Source organism: Arthrobacter sp. 05T444 (assembly GCF_056395905.1).
Genome location: NZ_JBFTKK010000003.1, coordinates 137,822 through 150,443 on the forward strand (window position 1 = coordinate 137,822; position 12,622 = coordinate 150,443).

13 protein-coding genes, 6 tRNA genes and 1 riboswitch are annotated in these 12,622 nt (G+C 65.6%); of the genes, 11 read left to right on the forward strand and 8 right to left on the reverse strand.

Annotation, left to right across the window (positions count from 1 at the left end):
* Positions 1–158: 158 nt before the first annotated feature.
* A riboswitch (FMN riboswitch) is annotated at positions 159–305 on the reverse strand.
* A gap of 155 nt (positions 306–460) precedes the next feature.
* From rpe to AC1DD3_RS04845, 6 genes are all read right to left on the reverse strand, one after another.
* A complete protein-coding gene (gene rpe / locus AC1DD3_RS04820) occupies positions 461–1,117 on the reverse strand; it encodes a ribulose-phosphate 3-epimerase (RefSeq protein WP_230116662.1) in 657 nt (218 codons plus the stop codon).
* 41 nt (positions 1,118–1,158) lie between these two features.
* Positions 1,159–2,751, reverse strand: a complete 1,593-nt coding sequence (locus AC1DD3_RS04825) for an RsmB/NOP family class I SAM-dependent RNA methyltransferase (protein WP_230116663.1) — start codon at positions 2,749–2,751, stop codon at positions 1,159–1,161.
* The gene (gene fmt, locus AC1DD3_RS04830; RefSeq protein WP_230116664.1) at positions 2,748–3,668 is read right to left on the reverse strand and encodes a methionyl-tRNA formyltransferase; all 921 of its coding nucleotides are present in this window, start codon (positions 3,666–3,668) and stop codon (positions 2,748–2,750) included. The genes AC1DD3_RS04825 and fmt overlap by 4 nt, the downstream gene beginning before the upstream one ends.
* On the reverse strand, positions 3,665–4,267 hold the full coding sequence (gene def, locus AC1DD3_RS04835; protein WP_230116665.1) for a peptide deformylase: 603 nt from the start codon (positions 4,265–4,267) through the stop codon (positions 3,665–3,667). Before def ends, fmt begins: the two co-directional genes overlap by 4 nt.
* A 175-nt stretch (positions 4,268–4,442) precedes the next feature.
* Positions 4,443–5,288 carry a cytochrome gene (locus AC1DD3_RS04840; protein WP_230116666.1) on the reverse strand — a complete coding sequence of 282 codons (846 nt, stop codon included), beginning with the start codon at positions 5,286–5,288 and terminating at the stop codon, positions 4,443–4,445.
* Positions 5,289–5,387: 99 nt separating this feature from the next.
* Positions 5,388–5,459, reverse strand: a tRNA-Val gene (locus tag AC1DD3_RS04845).
* 252 nt (positions 5,460–5,711) lie between these two features.
* Here AC1DD3_RS04845 and AC1DD3_RS04850 point away from each other — a divergent pair.
* The 6 genes from AC1DD3_RS04850 to AC1DD3_RS04875 all read left to right on the forward strand — a co-directional run bounded on the left by AC1DD3_RS04850 (position 5,712) and on the right by AC1DD3_RS04875 (position 6,669).
* Positions 5,712–5,784: transfer RNA gene (locus AC1DD3_RS04850), tRNA-Gly, on the forward strand.
* A 47-nt stretch (positions 5,785–5,831) separates the two neighbouring features.
* A tRNA-Cys gene (locus tag AC1DD3_RS04855) sits at positions 5,832–5,902 on the forward strand.
* Between the two features lie 38 nt (positions 5,903–5,940).
* A tRNA-Val gene (locus tag AC1DD3_RS04860) sits at positions 5,941–6,015 on the forward strand.
* 56 nt (positions 6,016–6,071) lie between these two features.
* Positions 6,072–6,144, forward strand: a tRNA-Gly gene (locus tag AC1DD3_RS04865).
* 51 nt (positions 6,145–6,195) lie between these two features.
* Positions 6,196–6,267 (forward strand) — tRNA-Val (locus tag AC1DD3_RS04870).
* 156 nt (positions 6,268–6,423) lie between these two features.
* Positions 6,424–6,669 (forward strand): antitoxin, encoded by a 246-nt coding sequence (locus AC1DD3_RS04875; RefSeq protein ID WP_476881098.1) that lies wholly within the window; start codon positions 6,424–6,426, stop codon positions 6,667–6,669.
* Between the two features lie 163 nt (positions 6,670–6,832).
* On the opposite strand, the gene zapE is transcribed toward AC1DD3_RS04875, so the two are convergent.
* A complete protein-coding gene (zapE, locus tag AC1DD3_RS04880; RefSeq protein ID WP_230116668.1) occupies positions 6,833–7,870 on the reverse strand; it encodes a cell division protein ZapE in 1,038 nt (345 codons plus the stop codon).
* A 221-nt stretch (positions 7,871–8,091) separates the two neighbouring features.
* Here zapE and AC1DD3_RS04885 point away from each other — a divergent pair, with 221 nt between their 5' ends.
* The 3 genes from AC1DD3_RS04885 to ybaK are packed head-to-tail and all read left to right on the forward strand — an operon-like array spanning position 8,092 to position 10,066.
* On the forward strand, positions 8,092–9,012 hold the full coding sequence (locus AC1DD3_RS04885) for a sulfurtransferase (RefSeq protein ID WP_230116669.1): 921 nt from the start codon (positions 8,092–8,094) through the stop codon (positions 9,010–9,012).
* A 52-nt stretch (positions 9,013–9,064) separates the two neighbouring features.
* Positions 9,065–9,523, forward strand: a complete 459-nt coding sequence (locus tag AC1DD3_RS04890) for a SufE family protein (RefSeq protein ID WP_230116670.1) — start codon at positions 9,065–9,067, stop codon at positions 9,521–9,523.
* An 18-nt stretch (positions 9,524–9,541) separates the two neighbouring features.
* Positions 9,542–10,066: a Cys-tRNA(Pro) deacylase gene (ybaK, locus tag AC1DD3_RS04895; protein ID WP_230116671.1), complete on the forward strand. Its 525-nt coding sequence runs from the start codon at positions 9,542–9,544 to the stop codon at positions 10,064–10,066.
* Positions 10,067–10,081: 15 nt separating this feature from the next.
* Here the strand turns inward: ybaK and AC1DD3_RS04900 are convergent, their stop codons facing one another.
* A complete protein-coding gene (locus AC1DD3_RS04900) occupies positions 10,082–11,350 on the reverse strand; it encodes an alpha/beta hydrolase family protein (protein ID WP_230116784.1) in 1,269 nt (422 codons plus the stop codon).
* Positions 11,351–11,547: 197 nt separating this feature from the next.
* Between AC1DD3_RS04900 and AC1DD3_RS04905 the strand changes: the two genes are divergently transcribed.
* Both AC1DD3_RS04905 and msrB read left to right on the forward strand, forming a co-directional pair.
* Positions 11,548–12,039 (forward strand): hypothetical protein, encoded by a 492-nt coding sequence (locus AC1DD3_RS04905; RefSeq protein WP_476881099.1) that lies wholly within the window; start codon positions 11,548–11,550, stop codon positions 12,037–12,039.
* Between the two features lie 14 nt (positions 12,040–12,053).
* Positions 12,054–12,518 carry a peptide-methionine (R)-S-oxide reductase MsrB gene (gene msrB, locus AC1DD3_RS04910; protein ID WP_476881100.1) on the forward strand — a complete coding sequence of 155 codons (465 nt, stop codon included), beginning with the start codon at positions 12,054–12,056 and terminating at the stop codon, positions 12,516–12,518.
* Positions 12,519–12,622: the final 104 nt, after the last annotated feature.

Sequence of the window (12,622 nt, forward strand, 5' to 3'; positions counted from 1 at the left end):
CGTGGATCGGCTGGCCGCTCACGTGGAAACCGCCGGATCCGGCCACACGGTACGAATGTCCATGCGTCTGTGTCGTTCCTTCCCTCTCGAACCGCGATGGCTCCGGGGGTATACGACAGTGCAATGCTGCGGCGTCAGTAGACGCCACAGATACAGCCGTACGTGCTTCTCTCATCCAGACTTTAACTGTCGGTACCGGAATTTCACCAGTTCAACCGTCCGCCGGGCTTTCCGAGGAAAAACCGGCTCGCGGGTCGCGGACTGTCACCGCCGGTTCGGACTTACACCGACCCCGGAGCACGTATTGTGTGTTGCTATTCTGACACAACCCGGAGCATGCTCCGGGTATTCCCTGCCATGGACCGTCACGGAATCCGTAACGTCGGCAGCGCCCGGTGGACGCACGCCGAACCGCGTTGCCGTCCGGGCCCGCCGGCCAAAGCCGTCGAACACCGTCGAGCTAGAGCGAGCCGGCCTTTCGCAGGCGGTCGATGGCCCCGGCCGGATCAGCGGCGCCGTAGACGGCCGAGCCCGCGACGAAAACGTTCGCTCCGGCCTCAGCGGCACGGAGGATCGTCTCCTCGGTGATGCCGCCGTCAACCTGGAGCGCAACGTTCACGCCGGAGCCTTCGATGGCGGCGCGGGCGCGGCGGATCTTGGGAAGCGTGAGGTCCAGGAAAGCCTGGCCGCCGAATCCAGGTTCCACTGTCATGATCAGCAGCATGTCCAGTTCCGGGAGCATCTCCAGGTAGGGTTCCACCGCGGTGGCCGGCCGCAGTGCCAGGCCTGCTCTCGATCCGCGGGCGCGCAACTCCCGCGCCAGCTTAACCGGGGCGATGGACGCCTCCGCATGGAACGTCACGGAGGCGATGCCGGCATCCGCGTATTCCGGCGCCCAGCGGTCGGCGTCCGAAATCATCAGGTGCGCGTCCAGGGGAACCGGGCTGACCGCCTGAATCCGCTGCACCACCGGCAGCCCGATGGTCAGATTGGGGACAAAGTGGTTGTCCATCACGTCCACGTGCACCGAATCAGCGTTGCTGATTCTCTTCAACTCGGCTTCAAGGTTGACGAAGTCGGCGGAGAGGATGCTGGGGTTGATGCAGCACTGCGGCATGCGGGTCCTTTCGCGGGTGGCAAATCAGGGCTTGTTGTGGATCAGCGCTTCTTGTGGATCAGGGCCAGGAACATGGCATCTGTGCGGTGAATGTGCGGCCAGAGCTGGGCCGTGAGTTCGTGGCCCGCGTCAAGATGTCCGGTCAGGCTCACGGCATCGAGCGCGTTTCCGGCGTCCAGCAGTTCGAGGTCGTCGCGCTTGCGGAGTGCATCGCTGACCACCGCCGTGGTCTCGGCCGGGTGCGGCGAGCACGTCACATAGGCCACCACCCCGCCGGGCTTTACGGCGTCCAGTGCCGATTTGAGCAGTTCCCGCTGCAGGGGGCCGAGATCGACCAGGTCCTTGGGCGTGCGCCGCCACCGGGACTCAGGCCTGCGGCGCAGGGCACCGAGCCCGGTGCAGGGTACGTCCACGAGCACCCGGTCAAAGCGTTCCGGCTGCTCGCTGCCTACTTCCCTGCCGTCGCCGGTCCGGACGTGCCAGATGTCGTTGGGGACGGCGGCCAGCGCCTGCCGGACCAGTTTGGCGCGGTGGGGTGCGGGTTCGTTGGCCAGGAGGGTGGCGCCACGCTCGTTGGCCAGGGCGCCGAGCAGTGCAGCCTTGCCGCCGGGGCCGGCGCACAGGTCCAGCCAGGCTTCGCCCTCCCCCGCCACGCTGATCGCGGCAGGGCTGCCAAGGTCAGTACCGCCAAGGTCCACGGCAGCCAGTGCGCGGGCGACCAGCTGCGAGCCGACGTCCTGGACGCGTGTGGTTCCTTCCCGTACCGAGGAGAGCCGGCCGAGGTCCCCGCCGCTGGAAAGCGCGGAGCCTTCGACGAGTTCGCCCGGTGCAGCGCCGTTTTCGAGGGCCTCGTCCAGGCTGCCCAGTCCGGGCAGCGCTACCAGATTGACCACAGGGGCAGCATTGTCCGCCTCAAGGAGGTCGTTGATTTCGGTGACCGGTCGGCCATGCGCCACGAGAGACTGCCTGAACGCACGCACGATCCATTCCGGGTGGGCGTAGCGGACAGAGGCTACCTTGGTGGCGTCCTGCTCGTCGCTGAGCAGGACTTCCAGCCATTCCTCCAAAGTCCGGGCTGAGACCTTGCGCAGCACGGCATTGATCAGGGTGGACGGACCGGCGCCGATCACTGCGCGGGCCAGCCCCACCGTCTGGTCCAGCGCCGCATGGGCGGGAACGCGCATGGCCAGCAACTGGTGCGTGCCGATGCGCAGGGCATCCAGGACAGCCGGGTCCAGCTGGTCCAGGGGCCGGTCCACGCAGCGTGCCAGAACGGCGTCGTAGGTGCCCTGGCCACGCAGCGCGCCGTAGCTCAGTTCGGTGGCGAAGCCGGCGTCGCGCTTGTCCAGCCCGTGGTGCCGGATCCTCGACGGCAGCACGAGGTTGGCGTAGGCGTCCTCGGAGGCAACCGCGCGCAGCACTTCAAAGGCCACCAGCCGGGCCGGATCAGCGCGCCGGGTGCGCTGGGACGGTGCATTCTCGGTGTAATTGCGTTGCGGGCCGCGGTTCCGTTCCCTGCCCTGGGCGTTCCGGAGACTGCCGTCCCGGCCCCGCTGGACGCCGCCCTGGCCGCCCTGTCCTGCACGCTGGGGGCCTTTTCCACGGCCGCTGCCGCTTGTCCCGGACTCGCTCATTCGAACACCACGCTTTCAAGTGAAGCCTGTCCGCGCGCCCAGTCAGCGGCGGTCATCATTTTCTTGCCCGCAGGCTGGACCCGGGTCAGCTCGACCGGGTGCGAGCCGGTTCCCACCAGCACGCTCTTCCCGTTGAGCGCCAGTGCCCCGGGCTCCAGCGCCGGAGCCTCGGGGCGCAGCAGCACGGGTTCGAGTTTCAGCCGCTGGCCGTCCAGGGTGGTCCAGGCGCCGGGCTCCGGGGTGACCCCGCGCGCCCGCCTCCCGACGGCAAGGGCAGGCTGCTGCCAGTGCAGCCGGCCGTCATCGAGTCCAAGCTTGGGAGCCAGCGAAACCTGGCCCTGCTGCGGGAGGGCCACGGCCTTCCCGGCATCCACCGCGGAGAGCGTCTGGGTCAGCAACACGGCGCCGCTGTGGGACAGCCTGTCCAGCAGTGCTCCCGCGGTGTCATCCGGACGGACCGCTTCGGTGAGCGTCCCGAACACGGGGCCGGTGTCCAGCCCCTCCTCCAGAAGGAAGGTGACGGCCCCGGTGACGTCGTCCCCGGCGATGACAGAGCGCTGCACGGGCGCAGCGCCGCGCCAGGCCGGCAGCAGGGAGAAGTGGAGGTTGATCCAGCCGTGGCGCGGAATATCCAGTGCGGCTCGCGGCACCAGGCCGCCGTAAGCGACGATGGCCGCCACATCAGGGCGGACGGCAGCAATCCTGGCGGTGACCTCGGCATCAACCTTGGCAGCGTGAATGATTTCAATGCCCAACTCTGCGGCGCGCGCTGCGACGGGTGACGGCGTGAGCACGCGTTTGCGGCCTATCGGCGCATCCGGCCGTGTCAGCACCGCAACGACGTCGAACCCGGCGTCTACCAGCGCATTCAGCGACGGGACGGCTACTGCCGGTGTTCCCGCGAAGAGGACCTTCATCCGGCGGCGCCGAAGCTGCCGGCACCGGACGTTCCGGCTCCGAAGCTGCCGCCCCCGAAACTGGAGCCGACCGTTTTGGCGCGCTTCGCCGTCGTCCGTTCGGTGATGGAGTCGTAGTTGGCGTTGCGGATGGAGCGGAGCGCAGCCTTGCGGTCCTCGCCTTCGAGGCGGTCCGTAAAAAGTATGCCGTCAAGATGGTCGGTTTCGTGCTGGAAACAGCGGGCGAGCATCCCTTCCGCATCGACCGCGACGGGGTTCCCGTGCAGGTCCACGCCGGTGACCCGGGTGGCACGGTGGCGGCGGACGGGGAAGCCCAACCCGGGAATGGAGAGGCAGCCTTCCACTTCGTCGGGTTGGAAGTCCTCGCTGTTTTCCAGCACGGGGTTGATGACATGACCTTCGAGCCCGCCGATCCGGTAAGTGAAAACCCTGAGGCTGACGCCGATCTGCGGCGCGGCGAGGCCTGCACCTTCCACGTCCTCCATGGTTTCGGTCATATCGGCAACGAGCCTTGCCAGCTCGGGCCCGAATTCCGTGACAGGGTCGGCGACCGTGCGGAGCACGGGATCGCCGATGATACGGATATTCAGAATTGCCATCTGCAGTCATTTCCTCACGGTGGACGGTAACGGATCCAGACCAGTTTAGTTGCTGCCGCCCCGCCGGCACCCCTGGTGGTTACGGCTGCTGACGTGGATGAACAGTGCTAGGCGTGCTGACATGCGCCCGTGGTGAACTCCGTGCTCATGCCAGCATGGATCAGGTAAACACCGGTCAGGCAAACACCGGCGGCGCCACCGGCAGCAGTGCAGGCCCGGCGCTGAGGGTGTCGGCGGACATTTCCCAGACGCGCCGAAGCGCGCAGAACTTCCACCAGTGGTGCCGCAGCACCTCGGGATTCGCCCGGACGGGGCGCACCTCCGTCTCACCGATGGCGACTGCCAGCAGTACCGGAGCCTCACCGTGCCGCCAGGGTTCCCACTCCCCCGCCTCTGCGTCCACCAGGCTTTCCTCCGCCTTCATTCCGGCGACGAGCTGCATGACCACCTTGTCATCCAGCGGCTTGACCTGGCCGTCCCGCGTGGTCCCCTTGGTCTTGTAGTCAATGAGGCAGGTCCGTCCGTTGATCTTGGCCACGAGGTCCAGCGTTCCGGCGTACCCAACCGTCGCGTTCCAAACCGTGATCTCCGGCGCCACGGGCTCCACGCGGAACAGCTCCCACCACTCATCAAAGCGGGCAGCGAAGGCTTCTTCGCCATTGGACGCCAGTGCCTCGCGGGTTTCCTGCATCCGGTGGGGCTTGCCCAAGGCACGGAGCGCCACCTGTTCGCAGTAGTTGTGCACCCGGTCGCCGCGCCGGGCTGCGTCGTCACGGTACGTTTCTGCGGCCTTGGCCGCGCGGTTCACCGCCTGCCGGACCTTGGCCGGACTGCCCAGGATCTCGGGAAGGGAGGGATCCTTGGCGAGGCTGCTGGCGCCCATGTAGCCAAACCAGCCGTCCAGCCCATGGGGCTGCTGGCCGATGACTGTGGTGATGGAGGGCACCGAGAACGCTTCCGTGGTGGAGCGCGCGTACATCCGGCCGTATTCCGTGGCGTGGGCGAGAAGTGGATCAGTCATGGCGAGACTCTTTCACAGGGGGCTGACAGTTAAGTCGGGAAACAGAAAAGTCCGTCCCGCCCAGATTGATTTCCCTGGGCGGAACGGACCATTCATCGGTGGGCGATACTGGGTTCGAACCAGTGACCTCTTCGGTGTGAACGAAGCGCGCTACCACTGCGCCAATCGCCCCGATGCATTTGAATGCTAGCCCACGATGCGGGGTTTACGGAAATCGGGTGGGCGGCGGCGTACAGCGACCCAACAGAGACGCTTGAATTACACCTCTGTAATTCAAGAATTCGCCTAGAATTCAAGGAAGTACGGGGGTCTGCGCCAGCGTCGGGGAGGTCGATTTGGAGATTCCCTGAACCTCCTATAGAGTTTTTACTCGTTGGAACGCGAGGAAATGCCGCTCAAGGCAAGGAATCGAAGCTCCGAAATGCGGACGTAGCTCAGCTGGTAGAGCACCACCTTGCCAAGGTGGATGTCGCGAGTTCGAATCTCGTCGTCCGCTCGCAGGACACTGTCACGGCAATGATTCTTAAGAATCGATGCTTACACGGTGGGTTGGCCGAGAGGCGAGGCAGCGGCCTGCAAAGCCGTATACACGGGTTCGAATCCCGTACCCACCTCGGTGAAAACCATGGTTTCCGGTCTAACCGGATTCAATGGGCGATTGGCGCAGCGGTAGCGCGCTTCCCTGACACGGAAGAGGTCACTGGTTCGATCCCAGTATCGCCCACCAGAGCAAGGAAACTTGCTCGTTGTTGAACGCCCGGCCTGCCGGGACGTACTTCATGCGCGGACGTAGCTCAGCTGGTAGAGCACCACCTTGCCAAGGTGGATGTCGCGAGTTCGAATCTCGTCGTCCGCTCTCTGGAATCCTTTCGGATTCGAACCCAGGATTTACCGGTTTTCCGGTTCCGGGCGATTGGCGCAGCGGTAGCGCGCTTCCCTGACACGGAAGAGGTCACTGGTTCGATCCCAGTATCGCCCACACAGCAAGCAGCTCTCCGGAGCTGCTTTTTTCTTGCCCTCACGCAGCGGGACCCTCACCGGTTTGACAAATTTTGTCAACTGATTCTTGGCATAGAACCGACGCAGGGCTAGGATCGATTGCGGAGGAGCGATCTGGCTCCGCGATTGAAGGGAGGTGCTCGTGGGACTAATTGACGATCTAAAGGGCAAAGCTCAGGGTCTGATCCGCGGCAACGAGCAGGCCATCAAGGACGGCATCGAAAAAGCGGGCGACTTTGTCGACTCGAAGACGGGCGGCAAGTACGCCGGCCATGTAGATAACGTCCAGGATGGCGCTTCCACCTACGTTGACAACGCAGACGGTACGCCGAACGAGGCCCCGGCGGGCCAGGTAGTGCCGCCGGTCGAGAAGGCTCCGTAACAAGGATTTGCCCGGGCATTGCCCCGACACGTCAACGGGGGCGCCGGTCCCGCCGAGAGGCGGCACCGGCGCCTTTGGCGTTTAAGTGCCCTTGGCGTTTAACTGCCCGTGTGTCGACTGCCTGAGGCGTTCAAGCACTCTTGACGCTTAAGCGGCCCGGTCGCTAGGACGGCTCGTGGTTCTGGCCTTCACGGGCCAGGGCGGTGAGGCGCGAGACCGCCCGGAAGTACTTCTTCATGTAACCGCCGGTCATCATTTCTTCCGTGAACAGCTTGTCGAAGGGGACACCGCTGGCAAGGATCGGAACGTCCTTGTCGTACAACCGGTCCGCGAGCACCACGAACCTCAGCGCAACAGCCTGTTCGGTAATCGTCTCCACATCCCGCCAAACAACACCGTCCACTCCGTCAAGGAGCTTGCGGTAGCGGCTCGGGTGCACACCGGCAAGATGCGCGATCAGGGTCTTGAAGTCATCCTCCGCCACAGTCTGGCCATCGAACTCGGCCTTCATGTGGGCGTGGAGTTCACTGTTCCGCAACGGGGACGGCGCCGCCGGCAGTCCGCGGTGCCGGAAATCCTCGCCGTCGATCCTGAGGACATCGAACTGGTCTGCCAGGACCTGGATCTCCCTCTGGAAATCGACCGCAGCGAACCGGCCGTCGCCCAGGGAGCCGGGCAGCGTGTTGGAGGTGGCAGCGAGCTTGACACCGGCGTCGGCGAGTTCGCGCATGAGCCGGGACATCAGGACGGTATCGCCAGGATCATCAAGCTCAAACTCATCGATGCACACAAGCTTGTAGGAACTCAGCGCTTCAACAGTTTTCCGGAAGGACAGGGCGCCCACCAGGTTGGTGTACTCAACGAACGTGCCGAAGGCCTTGGGCCCCGGGGCAGCGTGCCACAGCGACGCCAGCAGGTGGGTCTTGCCAACGCCGAAGCCGCCGTCAAGGTAGATACCGGCCCTTGACGTGTCCTTCTTCGCGAAGAGCCTTTTGAAAAGTCCCGCGCCGTCGCCGGCGCCCACACCCCCGGCGAATGCTTCCAGCGCGTGCACGGCTGCAGCCTGGCTGGGCTGCGAAGTATCAGGCCTGTAGCTGGCAAAGGACACCTGCCCGAACCTGGGCGACGGGTAGAACCCTTTCAGGAGCTCATCCACTGACACCGCCGGCGTCCGGGTGGCAAGCTTTTCGATCTGTACCAAGGTGGTCCGTTCTGCTGGTGACTTATCCCCAGAAAGAATACCGGCAATGGCACCGCCTCCAGCCTGCACGGTGCACGCACGCCCGGAAGCCGTGACCAAGCGCACATTTCGTCCTGTTAACGGGGGGAAGCTTTCACCGCGGCCCGTGGCTAGTGTTGGAGCAGTGACCGACCGGTTCCTTCGGCGGTCTGCCGTGACCGTTTCAGTGAAAGGCCATATGAATGTCCTACCCAGTTGAACAGAACGAAAAGTTCGCCGCCTACGCCAACCCCGAGCGGCTGGTCTCCACGGAGTGGCTCGCCGCCGCCATCGACGGCGGAGCCCTGGACAACGGAAAACTCGTGGTGGTGGAGTCCGACGAAGACGTCCTGCTGTACGAGACCGGGCACATCCCCGGAGCCGTCAAGGTCGACTGGCATACGGACCTGAACGACGAAGTGACCCGCGACTACGTGGACGGCCAGGCTTTCGCGCTCCTGGCCGCCGCCAAAGGCATTTCCCGCGACACCACCGTGGTGATTTACGGCGACAAGTCCAACTGGTGGGCCGCCTACGCACTCTGGGTCTTCACTCTCTTCGGACACGACGATGTACGGCTGCTCGACGGCGGCCGCGACAAATGGATCGCCGAGGGCCGCGAGCTGAGCACGGCCGTTCCGTCGCCCGCACCCGGCAACTACCCCGTCGTCGAACGCGACGACGCCCCGATCCGCGCGTTCAAGGAAGACGTCCTTGCCCACCTCGGAAAGCCACTGATTGACGTACGCTCCCCCGAGGAATACACCGGCCAGCGGACCCACATGCCTGCCTACCCCGAGGAAGGCGCACTCCGCGGAGGCCACATCCCCACGGCCGCGTCCATTCCGTGGGCACGCGCAGCTGCCGAAGACGGCACGTACCGGAGCCGCCCGGAACTGGAGGCGCTTTACCTGGACGAAGCCGGGCTGACGGAAGGCGACGACGTGGTGGCCTACTGCCGCATCGGCGAGCGTTCCAGCCACACCTGGTTTGCGCTGAAGTACCTTCTCGGCTTTGACACCGTACGGAACTATGACGGCTCCTGGACCGAGTGGGGCAATGCAGTGCGCGTACCGATCGTTAAGGGTGCCGAGCGCGGCGCGGTCCCCGCGGGCGTTAGGTAAGCAGCCGTAAGAAAGGGACCGGGCGGGAACAAAAGTGCGTAAGCTTGAAGCGATGAGTACTTATGCACTGCCCACCGCGCTGGCGGAAATTGTCGATGACTTCCAGGCACTGAGCGAGCCCGAGAGGCTCCAGCTGCTGCTGGAGTTTTCTCTGGGCCTGCCCGAACTGCCGGAGCGGCTGCGGGACCACCCCGAGCTGCTCGAGCAGGTGGTTGAGTGCCAGTCGCCGTTGTTTCTGACCATCGAGACGGAGAAGAACGACGGCGGGTCCCCCGCCTTCCGCCTGTTCTTCAAGGCGCCTCGCGAGGCCCCCACGACGCGGGGCTTCGCGGGCGTGCTCCATGAAGGGCTGGACGGCCTTACGGCTGAGGAAATACTTGCGGTGCCGGACGACATGCCTGAACTGCTGGGTCTCACCCGGGCCATCACTCCCCTCCGGATGCGCGGGATGACGGCAATGCTTGGGCGGATCAAACGCAAGGTTGCCGCTTCTGCCAGGCTCTCCAGCTAGGGTTTCAGGCCCGGGCCAATGGCGCGAAAGAACACTTCCCAGGGAACGCCTGCCACAGCCGCACTGGCTGCGGCGGGCGTTTCCTACACCCTGCACCCGTACAGCCACGACCCCGCCGCAGCCAGTTACGGGCTGGAGGCCGCCGAGGTGCTCGGGGTTGACCCTGCACGGGTCTTCAAGACACTCATGGTCGAGGTGGACGGCAGGCTCGCCGTCGGCGTCGTTCCCGTGAGCGGAAACTTGGACCTGAAGGCGATCGCGGCGGCCCTGGGGAGCAAGAAGGCCGCCATGGCGGATCCGGCTGCGGCCGAAAGGCGGACCGGCTACGTCCTGGGCGGCATCTCGCCCCTGGGCCAGCGGCAGCCCTCCCCCACCGTCATCGACGACAGCGCGCTGGCGCTGGCCACCATCCTCGTTTCCGGCGGCCGCAGGGGCCTCGACATCGAACTCGGCCCCACGGACCTGATCCGCCTCACGAAGGCCATCACCGCACCGATCAGCACGGTAGCGGCCAGCGCCAAAACCATCACCGGCGGGCGCTAATCGCCCCAGCCGGCGCTAATCCCCCAGGTCACGTTCCACGCCGGACTGCCGGCCGGGAGCCTGCCCGGGACCGGGCTGACCCGGATTCAACTGTCCTGGATTGAGCCGGGGCGCAAGCTGCTGCTGCAGCCAGGCCTTGACCAGGCTCTCCCACCGGACCGGATCGACATTCCACTCCTTGGCATGCCTCGCCTGCCCGAACGCCTCGAACGTCACCATTTCGGGGTTCTTCTCCGCGAGGACAGCGGATGGTCTGTACGGCACGTATTCGTCGTCCACGCTGTGAATAATCAGGGTCGGCGTCCGGAGTTCCACCGCCCGGGACACCCAGTCCATGGCCTTCAGGTCCACCGGCGCAGCCAGCCCGGTGAGGCGGCGCCCGAGGCGGTGACCCATCATCAGCTGGCCATACCGGCCGACACCGGACGGGATCCTGTTCAGTTCGGCGTGGTGCGCCAGCACGTTGACCCAGTCGATGACGGGTGCGTCGAGGACCATGGCCCGGATGGCATTGCGGTGCCTCGAGAGATCGGCAGTCTGCAGGCAAATGGCGCCGCCCATGGACCAGCCGAAGAGCACCACCTCCCGGGCCCCATGGGAGAGGGCGAAGGCGATGGCGGCGTCGATATCCCGCCATTCGGTGGATCCCAGGCCGTACCTGCCATCCGGCGCCGAGGGCGCCAGCCCGTCGTTTCGGTAGGAAACCAGGAGGCTGGTCAGTCCCAGCTCGTGCGCGGCCCGGGCTGCACGCAGGCTTTCCTGCCGGGTGGCACCGCGGCCGTGGACCATGATGGCCCACGTTTCGGCGCCGGGCTCGGCGCGGATCAGCCACGCGGGAGCTGTTCCGCCATCGACTTCAATGCCGACGTCCTCCGAGGCAAGTCCGACGGCGGAGGGATCGGGATACACGGCACCACTCCACCAGCCGCGGCGCGCGGTTTCCAGGTTTCCCTGGTAGACAGTCTCCACCTCGCGCAGCACTGTGCGCTCGGCCGGAGAGTAGGACAGGACCCTGCCGATCCTCGCGTGGCCGTTCCCACCATCGAAGAAGAGGCTGTACACGCCGTCCTGGGTTGTCTCCGGTGTCGCGGCAAGGATGACCTGCAGGCCCCTGCCCACCCTGATCACGGCCAGCACTTCCTGGTCCGCCGGCCGCGCACGGGAGGGCGTCAGTACGCGCCTGGCGAAGTACAGCGCCAGCGCCGACGATCCGGCCCCCAGGAGTGCCGCCGCAGCGCTGCCGGCAATAATTCCGCCGAGCGTCCATTTAGCCCGCAGGGTCATCTTGCTGGCCGGCTGCGCCGTGGTGTCCAGCAGGGCCGCCGCCCCCTGCTGGCCGGTGCCGGGAAACAGGTGGCGCTGCAGCTCTGTGCCTGGCCGGAAGGAGGAGTCCATTGCACCATTGTTACCGGAGTCGGCTCCCGAGGCACATCCGGCGGCAAATGCATGCGGGCACGGTTCCGCCGGGCTAGGCTGATGGCATGAGCGATCCAATCGTCATTCTCACAGAAGAGCCGCTGGGTGCGGACGACCGCGTCAACATCGAACGCCTGGTGAACGGGGGTGACGCGCCTCTGGTCGTGCTGGTCCCAGCCAACACGGAACGGCATCTGCTGGTGGATTTCCTTGAAAACCTCTCCATGCTGGACATCGCCAAGGCCTTCCGGGAGCTGACGGCACACGCACCGGATCCGGACACGCAGCGGGCGGCCGCGGCGGAGACATTGTCCGTCTCGCTCCGCGCCCTTGAGGGTCTCGGCAGCGGGGTCTCCGGCGAGACGGTGGATGGCGGGGCGGTCAACGGCCTGGTGGCCAAGGTGAAGGAACTCGGCGCCGCACAGGCCGTCGTCATCACTCGGCCGCACGCGGTATCAGACACCTTCCACACCGACTGGGCCAACAAGGCCCAGGACCGCCTGGGGCTCCCCGTGCTTCACCTGTACGCGGGCTCGGGATTTATCGGCGACTCCTGAGCGTTGATGAGGCTATGAGCACTCCAGAAAAAGCTGAAAACACGGTAGGCACGCCGGTGGTCCGGAGCGACGACGAATGGCGCCGCGAACTCACCCCGGAGGAGTACCGCGTGCTGCGCCAGGCCGGCACGGAACGCCCGTACACGGGCGAGTACTGGGACACCCACACTGCGGGCGTCTACCAGTGCCGGGCGTGCGGGACCGAACTGTTCACCAGCAACGAGAAATTCGATTCCCACTGCGGCTGGCCCTCCTTTTGGGCACCCTTGGCAGAGGGAACGGTGCGGTATATCCACGACCGCACTCTCGGGATGGACCGCGTCGAGGTGCGGTGCACCAACTGTGATTCCCATCTGGGGCACCTCTTTGAGGGCGAAGGCTACGGCACGCCCACCGACCAGCGGTACTGCATCAACTCGGTCTCCCTGAGGCTGGTCACGGCCGAGAACGCAGACAGCACCGCGGCCACGGAGTCCTGAGGCTTCCCGGCGCTACACCTGGCCGGCTTGAACTGATCGATGAGCCTCACAGTTTCTTATGCTGAGGCCTAAAATGGATTAGGAACTCTGGCTGCTTGTTACGC

What these genes read in the sequence shown, in the direction of transcription:
- msrB (WP_476881100.1), top strand. Translation starts at nt 12,054, where the DNA reads ATGAGCACTCCAGAAAAAGCTGAAAACACGGTAGGCACGCCGGTGGTC.
- fmt (WP_230116664.1), bottom strand. Translation starts at nt 3,668, where the DNA reads ATGAAGGTCCTCTTCGCGGGAACACCGGCAGTAGCCGTCCCGTCGCTG.
- AC1DD3_RS04825 (WP_230116663.1), bottom strand. Translation starts at nt 2,751, where the DNA reads ATGAGCGAGTCCGGGACAAGCGGCAGCGGCCGTGGAAAAGGCCCCCAG.
- AC1DD3_RS04900 (WP_230116784.1), bottom strand. Translation starts at nt 11,350, where the DNA reads ATGACCCTGCGGGCTAAATGGACGCTCGGCGGAATTATTGCCGGCAGC.
- AC1DD3_RS04885 (WP_230116669.1), top strand. Translation starts at nt 8,092, where the DNA reads ATGTCCTACCCAGTTGAACAGAACGAAAAGTTCGCCGCCTACGCCAAC.
- ybaK (WP_230116671.1), top strand. Translation starts at nt 9,542, where the DNA reads ATGGCGCGAAAGAACACTTCCCAGGGAACGCCTGCCACAGCCGCACTG.
- AC1DD3_RS04890 (WP_230116670.1), top strand. Translation starts at nt 9,065, where the DNA reads ATGAGTACTTATGCACTGCCCACCGCGCTGGCGGAAATTGTCGATGAC.
- rpe (WP_230116662.1), bottom strand. Translation starts at nt 1,117, where the DNA reads ATGCCGCAGTGCTGCATCAACCCCAGCATCCTCTCCGCCGACTTCGTC.
- def (WP_230116665.1), bottom strand. Translation starts at nt 4,267, where the DNA reads ATGGCAATTCTGAATATCCGTATCATCGGCGATCCCGTGCTCCGCACG.
- AC1DD3_RS04840 (WP_230116666.1), bottom strand. Translation starts at nt 5,288, where the DNA reads ATGACTGATCCACTTCTCGCCCACGCCACGGAATACGGCCGGATGTAC.
- AC1DD3_RS04905 (WP_476881099.1), top strand. Translation starts at nt 11,548, where the DNA reads ATGAGCGATCCAATCGTCATTCTCACAGAAGAGCCGCTGGGTGCGGAC.